Raw genomic sequence first — 12479 nt, forward strand, 5'->3', positions numbered from 1 at the left:
TTTATCAGTTTACTTCATTGCCATGCTGTGATCCAGAACAACTTTCTTTTCTTCTTCTACTTCCAAAGCGTACAAAGCGGTTTCGAACTCGATGTAAGTACTTACCCCCTGCCCTGGTTCTGAATCTATATCAATTTTACCTTTTAGAGCATGAACCCGCGATTTAATACTGCTCATTCCCGTTCCCGTTTTCGACAGGTTTTTCGCATCGAAACCTACGCCGTTGTCTTCGATGGTGATTGAGAGTACCTGGTCCTGGTAAGTTAATTGCACCATGGTTTCGCTGGCTTGGGCGTGTTTAATAATATTGTTCAGAAGTTCCTGCACAATCCGGTAAACCGATAATTCAAAGTTGGGAGCAAACCTTTCAAAATCGCCAAAAGAGTAATATTGCACTACTAATAACTTATCGTTGCTGATGTTGGAACAAAACCGGCGTAGCGCTTCGTCTAAACCGTGTTGCATGAGTACTTCGGGCATTAGGTTATGGGCCGTTTTCCGCACCGAAACCGTAGCTTCATCGAGTAATTCAACTACCTGGCGGTATCCTTTATGCTGAATAATTTCTTTGGCTTGCAGCACCAGCGCGTTCATGTGCATTTTGGCGGCGGCCAGCATACCGGCCACCTCGTCGTGCAAATCGCGGGCAATACGGGTACGCTCTTTTTCTTCGCCCTGCATGAGCGCCTGCAATACCATAATTTCTTTTTGTTGCTCTACTTCTTTTAACTGGCGCTGGTACACTTTATTTTTATGCCGGAAGTGCAGGTATAACAGCAGAGCCACCAACAAAGCAATTACGGCCGCTCCCACACTATACACAATAAATTGCTGGTTCTTTTGCAGTTGCAATTGTTTTTGCGCCAATTCCTTATCTTTTTGGGCAGTTTGGTATTTTACTTCCAGCTCGTTTAAGAACTTTAACTGCTTTTCGCCCAACATGCTATCCTGGTATTGCTGCGCCAGTTGCTGGTATTTATACGCTTTTTTATAATCCTGCCGAATGGCGTACAGCTCCTGTAAAGCCGAGTAAGCCGCCGCCGAAATCTCCGGCGCTTTTATTTTTTCGGACACATCAATGGCTTGCAGGTAATAATTCTGCGCTTCTTCGGGTTTGTTGTTGGCCAGGTATAAATCGCCAATTATTCTTTTTATATCGGCTACATCGTAAGGCGTATCTAGTTTTAAGGCGTAGGTTAAACTTTTCTGCCCGTATTCAATGGCTTTGGTATACTGCTTTTTCTGTTTGTAATAATCGGCCAGGTTTATATTAGCCAGATAAAGCGCGTAGTAGTCCTGAATTAAATCGGCCATTTGCAAGGCCTTTTTGTACGTGTCGGCGGCGGCTTCTTTTTTTCCGGACTTATACAACGCGGTCCCCTGGTTAATAAGTGCCCGACTAATCAACGAAGAATCACCGGCTTGCTTGGCGTATTGCAACGATTCTATAAAATACCGGTTGGCCTGCTCCGGCTGCTGCATTTGCATAAATATGCCGCCCGCGTTACCGCAGGCCAGCGATAAAGCGTCGTATTGATCGTATTTTTTAAAAAAATCAATGGAAATTTGGTAGTGAACTAAAGCGCTATCGAATTTACTTTGGTAGCGGTACAAATTACCCATGTTGGTATAACAGGCGCCAATGCCCCGCTTGTAATTTAATTTGCGGTAAAGCTGCAATGCTTTTTTATAGTGCACCAGGGCCGCCGGATAGTTACTCCGATCCGAGAATACAATACCGCGATAATGCAGCGCCTTCGCTTGTCCCAACTGATAATTTATTTTCTGGCTTAACTGGTCAATTTCGGCATACAGTTTTAAGGCGGCTTTGGGGTTAGTGGTTTCCAGTACGGCTCCCGAATCTAATAATTGTTTTACGTAATTGCTGTCGGGCTTGGGAGTGGGCAATTTTAAACCCCAGGAGGTGAGCGGTACTTGCAAAAACAGGAATAGAAAAACCAAAAGAATTAAATTTCTCTGATGGTAATGATACTTTAGGCCAGCCAGCTCCATCATGCGTTCTATTATATATCTGTTACCTTAAAGATAACACGTTTTTAAGTATTCTGGTAATCTAAATTTACTACCTCATCTATGTGCCAGAGCGCTAAAAGTTAAATAGATAGATAAATTGAAGATACAGCTTTAAATATAAAAAATTTAATACTCACAAACATACTTAAATACAAAATTTAATAAAATTAATCCTGTATTATTTAATTACTATTTTGAAACAGATCGGCTGATTGCTACATTTCGGGGGTACAGGCAATTATTTTAAATAACTACGATCATGGGCAAATTTTACGATTTTATTCAACCGGCGCATCAGGCATTTATAAAACAACAACATATCTTTTTTGTGAGTACGGCCCCCTTGAGTCCGCACGGCCATATCAATCTCTCGCCGAAAGGCTTGGATTGCTTTAGGGTATTATCGGAGCACCGGGTAGCCTACATGGATTTAATCAGTAGCGGCAACGAAACCTCGGCGCATACTTTAGAAAATGGCCGTATAACGTTTATGTTTTGTTCTTTTGCGGGAGCTCCCCAAATTTTACGTTTATACGGCCAAGGATTTACCGTTCTGCCAAACTCTCCGGATTGGGAAACCTATGCCCCGCATTTTAAAATTTACCCCAGCACCCGCCAGATTATTGTGGCCGATATTACTTTAGTACAAACTTCCTGCGGGTTTGGAGTACCGTTGTATGATTATGTGGGTGAACGCCATATTCATTTTGACTGGGCCGAGAAAAAAGGCGTGGATGGATTAAACGCCTACCAACAAGAAAAAAACATGGTAAGTTTAGATGGCTTGCCCACCAATTTAGCCACGCAAGCTTAAATAGTTCCTGCTGATAGCTATTTTTTAAATTTTTAAAATTTAGACATAATAAGTAACCGCCTTTCTTCAACCTGCTCATCTTACTATTTTAAATTCAACGCTTTACCTGAAGGTGCTCCTGGCTAAAGCAACTTCAGGCACTTTCAAAAATTTACAATTTTACCGTACTTTCTGGAGTACCAGTTGTAAAGAATCGGAGCCCATTAAACCGGCAATGGTGTAAGAATTACTATCCGGAAAATGCTTCAGAATGGCTTGTAATGTATCCGCTTTTTCCCGGGGCCGGTAGTCGCCGGGGCCCACACTTTTTAAATCAAAAATACTCTTGAGCGAATGCTGCGCTGGGTTGTACTCGTAACGCCCGAAAAGCCGCCGTTTATGGTTGTTGTACTGCAAAATACATACGTTTCCATCATCAAAGTACACCCGGTTCAGCACCGAATCTTGTAAAGTACCAGCCAGGTTTACCGGTTTTTGGTTTACCCGCAAACTGGTTACGTTGTATATGCCATGCAACTCCGATTCGGAGTAACCTTTACTCCGCTGGTAAAACAAGAGAATATATCCAAAAGCCAAAACCATTACGAAGGCCCGCGCCAGATTTTTAAATTTTTGACTACCCAGAGAAATAACCGGAAGGGCATTGCGGCTGCGCAGAAAAATTTCGGAAAGATAACCGTAGTCTGCTAATAACAAATAAACTAACCCTGCTGATAGTACCAGCGATTGGTAAAAAGGCCCAATTCCCAGGTTATAGAAGTAATTAATGAATAAAATATTGAGCATTACCGGCAACAGAATTAAAACACCCAACAAGCGGGTTTGCCGGAAAAGTAGCAGAAAAGAACCTATAATTTGTGCCCCGGCCACCAGCATACCAAAAGTGTGCGAGTAACCAAAGAAATGCCACATCAGCCATTCTCCCGGTTGCTCAGACATAGGCATATCCGCAATAGATAAAGGCACCGGCCTGAACTGTAAACCAAACACTTTCTTCCAGCCAAAGCTGCTGATATTAAAAGCCAGGCAATAACTAATTAGGCCCTGCCAGAAAGCTAAAATCCGGGGCGACTCTGCGGGCTGTTGTTTTTCACGGCGCTGCCAGAATAATAAATAACTTAAAGGCAATACCAAAGGCGCTAAAGTTACTACGTACATTATCAATTCGCCGGGCCGGAGCAGGTTAAGCACCACCATCATGATAGCCGCCGAAAGAGCGGCCCCAGCCACCAGCAGCGTTATAAATTTGGACAGAAAGGAGTAAGTTGATTGCATAGAAGCAGGTTTTAGAAGGGTTTTTCTAAAAGATGTGCCCCACCAATAAAATCCATAAAATCAGGCTAGTATAATATTGTAAAAATATAAGATTTTAAAATTCTAAATTTCAAGTGCTTCCTGCCACCTGCGCTTGCCTCCCACATTCAGGAAATCAACCTAAAAAGTAAATTGAATGATTAGATGCGTCTTTACTTAAAGATAAATGGTATAAAAAAACGGAGTAGTTTTAACTACTCCGTTTTGCTCCTGTAAGCACAGTTATATAATTAAAAGCAATTAGTTTATTATGGCTGTCCGCCGCCGCCGGTTGAACCATAAATCTGGCCGGTAGCATAGCTGGCATCGCTGGCGGCTAGTTGCACGTAAATTGAACCCAATTCAACGGGCTGACCCGGGCGGCCCATAGGTGTATCGCCGCCAAAGCTTTTTAGTTTTTCCTGGGTGGCGCCGCCGCTTACCTGCAAGGGCGTCCAGATGGGGCCGGGCGCTACCCCGTTTACCCGAATGCCTTTAGGCGCTAATTGCTTGGCTAGGGATCGCACATAATTGCTAGTAGCGGCTTTGGTTTGCGCATAATCGTACAGTTCGGCCGATGGATCGGTAGCCTGCTCCGAAGTAGTGCCAATAATTACCGAACCAGGTTGCAAATGCGGCAAGGCTGCTTTAATAATCCAGAACGGCGCGTAAATATTGGTTTTCATGGTGGCATCAAAATCCTCGGTGGTAATATCCAGAATAGAAGGTTTGGTTTGTTGCCGGGCTGCATTACTTACTAGTATATCTAATCCGCCCAAAGCTTTTACGGCATCCGCTACCATTTTCTGGCAAAAAGCTTCATCGCGCAAATCGCCCGGAATAGCTACGGCTTTGCGGCCTTCGGCTTTAATCAAGGCAATTACTTCTTTAGCATCTGGTTCTTCGGCAGGCAAGTAATTAATGGCGACATCAGCTCCTTCGCGGGCGTAGGCAATTGCTGCCGCCCGGCCCATGCCCGAGTCGCCGCCGGTAATTAAGGCTTTCCGGCCTTTTAACCTTCCCGATCCTTTATAGCTTTTCTCGCCGTGGTCAGGTACCGGGTCCATTTTGCTGGCCAGACCGGGCCAGGGCTGCGATTGGCCTTTAAACGGGGGCTTCGGGTATTTTCTGCTGGGGTTTTCTAATTTTATAGGTTCGGCTTCTTCGGAGTTGGTGGCACCTTGCGCCGACAAGCCGGTTCCAACGGCTGCCGATGCTAAACCAGCGCCTAATTTACCTATTACGGAGCGCCGGCTCATTTTTTGTTCTTCTTTCATGAGGGTAAAGCAATGCTTTTTTAAAATTTTATTGAATCAATGTAACGGTAGTGTATAAGTAACCTTTGATTTACCAGGCAATTACCCTTGCCAAAATAATAAAGCTTGCTTTTCCAGTATTCCGCTTTTTACACCTAAGTTCTTTTAACAGAACAGGTTTAACTTTGATTACTATACCCACTATGGCCACTAACAGTTACCTATATTTTATTTTTTTAAATTTAAAATCAACTGAAATATTGCATCCAAGAAAAAACAAATAACTTACCCTCTACTAAGTCTTCTTAAATAATAAAACCAGGAACATGCTTATCAGAAAAAGTTGCGGAAGCGCCGTTTGGCTTTGTTAAAAGTTGTAATTCAGCCCCAAGTTTAACAGATCAGCATTTAAACCTTTTTTGCCAGGTGTATAACCACCGGTCAGGTTGCGGTTTAGTACAGAATACTCGCCAAATACGCTAAAGCGGTTGTTTAACTTGTAACGAGCACCTAACCCAACACCCATAAATAAGCCTAATCCGGATAAGTTGGTTTTATCGCTACTGGTAACCACGCCATCCTGGGTAGTGTTACTTTTTAAAGTGGTATGAGTGTAAGCAGTGGTTAAAGTTGCAAAACCATAGGCCTGAAAACGATTAGATACATCTAAGAAATCGTAGCGCAGCGAAACCGGAACGATAAAGCCTTTGGTATTTACCGCAGCGTAATTACCCTCCAGTACGCCATTGTTATCGTGGGTACTAGCCTGTTGGTAATAACGGTTTGTACCATATGCGGCCCCAATCTGGATCCGGGCTTTTTTACTTACCTGATACCCTACATGAATACCGGGATACGGAGTAAAGTAAGTTGATTGCAACAATGTGGAAGTTGATTGCGAATTTAATTTCAGGTAATAAGGTGTGGTGTTAAAATCTACCCCCACGTAAAATTTTTTAGGCTCCGGATTTTTAATTTTTTGTTGTTGCGCCAAAACCGAAACAGAACTAAATAGCAAGCATAAGTAAAAGATGAAAATTTTCATATGCGATAGGTTTGAAGTGTTTAAAAATGATACTACCACCCAGATGGTATCTTTCCGTTTTTAGTTGATTGTCTATTTTTATATATTTTTAAAAACCTGACACGCCGCTCCGCCAAGTTGGCAGATGAAACAAAATTTGCTTTTATCGTGTTTTTACGATAAGTTTACAAAACTTTCTTACTTTTTAAAACTAATTACCCGTTTTAGAGTTATAAGAAAGTAAGCCGATCTGGCAGATAGTTTAGATTGGGCTTATATTTGAGGCAAACACCCTTGTAATACATATTTAAACTTTAATGCTTAATTTTAAAAGTTATGGCACACAAAGCAATTGAAATAACCGATGCAAACTTTGATGAGATTATCAATTCTGATAAACCAGTACTCGTAGACTTTTGGGCTGAATGGTGCGGACCTTGCCGCATGGTTGGTCCGGTAGTAGAACAATTAGCGGGCGAGTACGAAGGCAAAGTAGTAGTGGGCAAAGTAGACGTTGACGCTAACCCACAGACTTCGGCTAAGTTTGGCATTCGCAGCATCCCTACCCTGCTGGTTTTCAAAAACGGTCAGGTAGTAGATAAGCAAGTAGGTGCCGTACCAAAAGCCGCTCTAGCCCAGAAACTCGACGCACAAATCGCTTAAAAATTAATATTTTTAAAAAACTAGCTTCGTGCTAGTAAAACAAAAAGGCAGTAGGAATACCTACTGCCTTTTTGTTTTAAAACTACTTTTATTAAACGTGCGTCCGAGATTAGCCAATCTGCTTCATCTACGTTAAAATACAAGTCACAGAAGTAAATCCGCTCCATAATGCTATTTGGTGAGCCTGTAAATTTTAAAATCAGCCGCAGCAGCTCCGAAGTTTATAACCGGCTATCCGAAGAAGGAACAAATTTAACTTTCAGGTCCGGCGTTTTCATATTTTTATCCAGCGGAAACATGGGGCGTTTGATGCGTTTGTATGTTAATCCTTCCAGGTTCTGATCTACACCGCCCGGTGTAAGGGCCATGATCCAAAAGGCCCGCATGTCGTACAGTTCGGGCACCAAATACCCTTGCTTTACCACCACAATATCCGTTTTTCTGGGATTGAGGTTTAAACTGGTAAATTGTTCTTCCCGGTGGTAGGCACTCCGTTTTTTAGTAACAATCACCTGTACGCTACCCACCTGTATTACCACCGCATTCTGGTCTTTATCGATGCTTTTTACGGTTCCGGTGAGCCGCACCGGTGGGGCAAATCTAAAGTCTACGGTAGCGCCTGCTAAACCATCCACTTTACCGCCTACGCCCGCTTGCACCGCGCTGCTTACTACCTCTGGCCCCGGGATGGAAGCGTAAATTAACAATGGGCCATTTTCTGTTTTAAATTCGGGTCGGGAAAGGATTTCTTTTAAAGTCCAGGTTACGTCGCCCGCGCCGCCTGCCGTAGGATTATCGCCGGAATCGCTGATAAAGAAAGGACGTTTATTACTAGCAACGGCTTTGTTCAAAGCTTCGTGTAAAGAATCGGTGGGGGCTACAAAGGCAAACTGCGAGCGCACATTCCAGAAACTTTGGGCCAGCTTTTCGGCGGTTGTGGTTACTTTGGCTTTATTATCGCCAGTTACCATTACTACGCCGTGGTTACGGGGTTCGTCGGCCCAGGCGTACCCAATCCAGATAGCCGCGTCGATAACACCGGCTTGCGCCGTTGCGGGCACTAGGCTCGCGTATAAACTTTTGCCGGGCTCCACGCGAGTACTGGTTTTTTCTCCAGGCAACAAAATAGGTACCGGAATCCAGGCTTTATAGGTTGGTTTTCCTTGGCCGCTTTCCAGCCTGGTTAATAAATTATCAACGGCCCGTTTCTTGGTTTGGATGCGGTCTTCGTGCGGCGCCATCCGGAAGCAAGTTATTAAATCAGTATTTTGTGCCAACCGCCACGAAACATTACCGTGCAAATCCATGGAAGTGGAGATAAGGGTTTTCTTGCCAATTACTTCCCGGATTCGCACAATAAAATCTCCTTCCGGATCATCCAGGCCCACAACGCTCATAGCGCCATGAATATCTAAATAAAGGCCGTCGTAAGGGGCATTTTTCCGGAGCAAATCCAACGTTTGTTTCACTAAAGATTCGTAGGTTTCGCGGGTTACAGCTCCGCCCGGCGAGGCGTTGGCGACTAAAGTAGGAATCCAGGTGGCTCGGCTCCGATCCACAGAATCAGGCGCTAAAAACGGGTAATAAACATAAGTGTCTTCTCCTTGTCTGGTTCTAAAAGCATCTTCCCGGGTTAGGGCCGGCGAAAACGTGCTCGACTCGGTGCCAATACCCGCAATGGCAATGCGCGGGAGCGGCTTTTTTTGAAAATTCTTTACTTGTTTTTTACTTTTTAATCCGGGCGCCGGATGATTCTTACTATAAGAGGCAAAGCTGAACAAGGCGATTAAAACACAACAAACAGATAAGGAAATTAGGCGTTTTACAAACATAATTTTACTTTAAGGCACATTTTGTTAGTAATTTTTAAATGTAGCTAAATCGTTTAAATAACAAAGCCAATGTCCAAATTTTAGCAACATTATTTAGTAAAATGGCTACCAAATACGTGATGAATAAACTATTCCGAGTCAAAAATTATTCTCCTGGCATTAAAATTAAAGCAGACATAATGCAGATGATTCTGAAAAAACAAGCATAACATTACAGCAGCTAAAGCCATCAGCATGAAATTATATAACCAGAGCTCCTGTTTTTGGCACATCCAGCAGGATGATTAATCTAAAAATTTAAAAATCTTACCAGTTTGCAGTTATCATCTTGCAAACTGTTTAGTATTTGTAAAATCCAGATACAACATTCGCCTTTGGGGGTGTCTCCACCACCATAACGGGATAGCGCAATAAAATACTACTCCTAAAAGCTTCTGGTTCGTGCCTTTATTGATTACATTTTAGAATGCTAAACAGCTTCTGGATTAAAAATAAACCCGGCCAATATTGCGAATAAACCAATCTGACAATTACTTTTATAACCTTTCTGAAAACTCCCAGGTAGTTGCCTTGTTTTGGCTCCACAACTGGACGGCTGTTTAGCGCGTAAACCAAAACAAGTTTATATTTAATAATCGTCCCAAACAATTCAGGAGCCTAGCTTGTTAAAAAACCTTAATGAAAGTAACTGTTTGCCGCAAAGAACATTTTAATGCCGCGCACCGGCTGCACAATCCGGCCTGGAGCCCCGAGATGAACCAAAAAGTATTTGGCAAGTGTAATAATCCCAACTACCACGGGCATAACTATAACCTTACCGTAAAATTAACCGGCACCGTTAACCCCGAAACCGGTTACGTGTACGACATGAAAATTCTCAGCGACCTGATTCAAACGGAAATTATAGCTAAATTCGACCACCAAAATCTAAACCTTGACACGGAAGAATTTAAAAATTTGAATCCAACCGCCGAAAATATTGCCATTGTAATCTGGAACCGCCTGCGCGATAAAATTTCGGCGGCCTACGAACTTTCCGTTATGCTTTCTGAAACGGACCGCAATTTTGTAGAATACCATGGATAAACCCCATACCACTAATATACCTACTGATTTGGAAAACGAAGAAACTGACCCAATCGCTCCTAATATATCCATCGAAACGCCGCTCCGGCCCGATGCTTTTGCCTTAAGTGATGCCGATAAAATTGAACGGATTACGTTTTATTTTCGCGAAATTATGCACACGCTCGGCTTAGATTTAACCGACGATAGTTTGCAAGGCACCCCGCACCGGGTAGCCAAAATGTACGTAAACGAAGTATTCCGGGGCCTGAACCCGGAAAATAAACCCCAAGCCAAACTATTCGAGAACCGCTACGCCTACAATCAAATGCTGGTAGAGCGCGACATTACCATTTACTCGTACTGCGAGCACCATTTTGTACCCATTATTGGCAAAGCCCACGTAGCCTATATTCCCGAAAACAACGTGGTGGGATTATCTAAGTTAAACCGCATTGTGCAGTATTTCGCTAAGCGGCCGCAAGTACAAGAACGCTTAACCATGCAAATCGCCGATGAATTAAAAAATGTGCTGCATACCCAAAACGTAGCCGTTTACATTGAGGCCGATCATTTATGCGTGATGAGCCGGGGCGTAAACGATGTGGGTAGCAGCACCATTACCACGGAGTTCTCCGGATTGTTTCGGGAAGATAAATACCGGCACGAGTTTTTACAGTACATCCGGAAGTAATTAAAATATTTTATTAATAATATATATAAAATTACAAATAATTTCATACTTTTAAAGCCATTGCCCTTTATCGCTCGTATATGCCTCTTATTGCGTTGTTTCTTTTTAAAATATCCAGTTGTTAGCTAATGCAACAGAAACAAATTAAATGGCAGGTAAAATATTAATCACCGGTGGTACGGGGCTGATTGGCACCCGGCTCTCCGAAATGCTCATCGATCTGGGCTACGAAGTAGCGCATTTAAGCCGGAATGGCGTCAAACACTCTCGCTATCAGACTTTTAAATGGGATATCGCTAAAAATTACATCGAAGAAAAAGCCCTTACTTATACCGATTACATTATTAACCTGGCCGGTGCCGGTGTAGCCGACGAAAAATGGACCGAGAAACGCAAGCAGGAAATACGCGATAGCCGGGTAAACGGTACCAATCTTTTAATCAACCAGCTTCAAAAAACGTCGCACCACGTTAAAGGATTTATTTCAGCTTCGGCGGTGGGCATTTATGGCAACAGCGGCGAACGCCTGGTAGCCGAGGAAAGCAGTTACGCCGAAAACGATTTTCTGGCTAACGTGTGCCGCGAATGGGAAGCGGCGGCCAATCAGGCTAATAATTTAGGTATTCGCACGGCTATTTTCCGGATTGGCATTGTGCTGAGTAAAGAAGGCGGCGCTCTACCCCAATTAGCTAAACCGATTAAGCTTTTGGTGGGTGCTCCATTAGGCTCAGGGCAACAATACATTTCCTGGATTCATCTGGACGATATGTGCCGCTTACTTATCGCGGCTCTCGAAGATCATCAGTTTCAGGGGGTATACAACGCCGTAGCCCCACACCCGGTTACCAACGAAGAATTTACCCAAAAACTAGCCGAAGTATTACACAAACCACTTACTGGTTTAAAAGTACCCGCCTTTGGTTTAAAACTGGTACTCGGTGAAATGAGCGAAACTGTACTGGGCGGCACCCGGGTTAGCGCCAACAGAGTGCTCCAAACTGGTTTTACCTACGAGTACAATTACCTCGAAGAAGCCTTGGAATCGTTTTACGCGAAAGAAGTTTAACACAAACCAGGAGGAATCTGGGGCAGCAACTAACACCTAAAACATGTAAAATTTGGCCTAACCTTTTACTTTCTGTTTACACGACTTTTTTATTTTTTAAAATTTTCCGCAAGTTTTGCGGCCAGGAAACGATTATTTTAAAAAACATCGTTAGCCCGTTTATGTACACCCGCGAACAAGCCTCTCAACTCCGGCAAGCTTTCTGGACTACTTTTGGCCAATACATGACGCCCGTGCTGTCGGCCGAAGGATTAAAGGCCAACTGGATTAACTACAATACCGGATTTAAAAACCTTTACTTCCGGATGAAAGCCGATAAAAAAACAGCTTCTATTGGCATAGAAATAACTCATGCGGATCTGGAAATTCAAGAGTTTTTCATGGAACAATTTATGGCTTTGAAAAACTTATTGCACGACACGGTAGGCGAAGAATGGGTTTGGAACTCGCACGTACCCGACGAAAATGACCGGCTTATTTCCCGGATTTACAAAGAAATTAGCCCGGTTAACGTATTTAATCGCGATGACTGGCCCACCCTGATTTCCTTTTTTAAACCCCGTATTATTGCCCTGGATGCTTTTTGGAGCGATGCCCAGTATTCTTTTGAAGAGCTTCGGTAAGACCTGGCCGCAACAATGCTGCCAGCCTTTTAATTGTTAGTGCTAATATTTTTAAATTTTTGATCTATTTGGTACAAACATTAATCATACGCTGTTATAACTGGCGCACCTACAC

At 43.2% G+C, this 12479-nt stretch carries 11 protein-coding genes; 6 read left to right on the forward strand and 5 right to left on the reverse strand.

Going from position 1 to position 12479, the window contains the following annotated elements:
- Window positions 1-9: 9 nt before the first annotated feature.
- Entirely contained in the window at window positions 10-1941 is a 1932-nt protein-coding gene (locus tag HUW51_RS01385; protein WP_185272218.1) for a tetratricopeptide repeat-containing sensor histidine kinase, read from the reverse strand.
- 352 nt (window positions 1942-2293) lie between these two features.
- Between HUW51_RS01385 and HUW51_RS01390 the strand changes: the two genes are divergently transcribed.
- Window positions 2294-2848 (forward strand): pyridoxamine 5'-phosphate oxidase family protein, encoded by a 555-nt coding sequence (locus HUW51_RS01390; protein ID WP_185272219.1) that lies wholly within the window; start codon window positions 2294-2296, stop codon window positions 2846-2848.
- 159 nt (window positions 2849-3007) lie between these two features.
- On the opposite strand, the gene HUW51_RS01395 is transcribed toward HUW51_RS01390, so the two are convergent.
- The 3 genes from HUW51_RS01395 to HUW51_RS01405 form a co-directional block, all read right to left on the reverse strand.
- Window positions 3008-4123: a hypothetical protein gene (locus HUW51_RS01395; protein ID WP_185272220.1), complete on the reverse strand. Its 1116-nt coding sequence runs from the start codon at window positions 4121-4123 to the stop codon at window positions 3008-3010.
- A gap of 287 nt (window positions 4124-4410) precedes the next feature.
- Complete coding sequence (locus tag HUW51_RS01400; protein ID WP_185272221.1) at window positions 4411-5418, reverse strand: SDR family oxidoreductase; 1008 nt, start codon at window positions 5416-5418, stop codon at window positions 4411-4413.
- Between the two features lie 346 nt (window positions 5419-5764).
- Window positions 5765-6442, reverse strand: coding sequence for an outer membrane beta-barrel protein (locus HUW51_RS01405; RefSeq protein ID WP_185272222.1), 678 nt, complete (start codon window positions 6440-6442; stop codon window positions 5765-5767).
- Window positions 6443-6757: 315 nt separating this feature from the next.
- Between HUW51_RS01405 and trxA the strand changes: the two genes are divergently transcribed.
- Window positions 6758-7084 (forward strand): thioredoxin, encoded by a 327-nt coding sequence (gene trxA / locus HUW51_RS01410; protein WP_185272223.1) that lies wholly within the window; start codon window positions 6758-6760, stop codon window positions 7082-7084.
- A gap of 221 nt (window positions 7085-7305) precedes the next feature.
- Here the strand turns inward: trxA and HUW51_RS01415 are convergent, their stop codons facing one another.
- Window positions 7306-8916 carry a M81 family metallopeptidase gene (locus HUW51_RS01415; RefSeq protein ID WP_185272224.1) on the reverse strand — a complete coding sequence of 537 codons (1611 nt, stop codon included), beginning with the start codon at window positions 8914-8916 and terminating at the stop codon, window positions 7306-7308.
- A gap of 678 nt (window positions 8917-9594) precedes the next feature.
- Between HUW51_RS01415 and HUW51_RS01420 the strand changes: the two genes are divergently transcribed.
- The 4 genes from HUW51_RS01420 (at window position 9595) to HUW51_RS01435 (ending at window position 12364) form a co-directional block, all read left to right on the forward strand.
- Window positions 9595-10002 carry a 6-pyruvoyl trahydropterin synthase family protein gene (locus HUW51_RS01420; RefSeq protein ID WP_185272225.1) on the forward strand — a complete coding sequence of 136 codons (408 nt, stop codon included), beginning with the start codon at window positions 9595-9597 and terminating at the stop codon, window positions 10000-10002.
- On the forward strand, window positions 9995-10675 hold the full coding sequence (gene folE, locus HUW51_RS01425; protein ID WP_185272226.1) for a GTP cyclohydrolase I FolE: 681 nt from the start codon (window positions 9995-9997) through the stop codon (window positions 10673-10675). The genes HUW51_RS01420 and folE overlap by 8 nt, the downstream gene beginning before the upstream one ends.
- Window positions 10676-10823: 148 nt before the next feature.
- Complete coding sequence (locus HUW51_RS01430; RefSeq protein ID WP_185272227.1) at window positions 10824-11741, forward strand: TIGR01777 family oxidoreductase; 918 nt, start codon at window positions 10824-10826, stop codon at window positions 11739-11741.
- A 161-nt stretch (window positions 11742-11902) separates the two neighbouring features.
- Window positions 11903-12364, forward strand: coding sequence for a DUF4268 domain-containing protein (locus HUW51_RS01435; protein ID WP_185272228.1), 462 nt, complete (start codon window positions 11903-11905; stop codon window positions 12362-12364).
- Window positions 12365-12479 lie beyond the last annotated feature (115 nt).

It is taken from the genome of Adhaeribacter swui (genome assembly GCF_014217805.1).
GTDB lineage: Bacteria > Bacteroidota > Bacteroidia > Cytophagales > Hymenobacteraceae > Adhaeribacter > Adhaeribacter swui.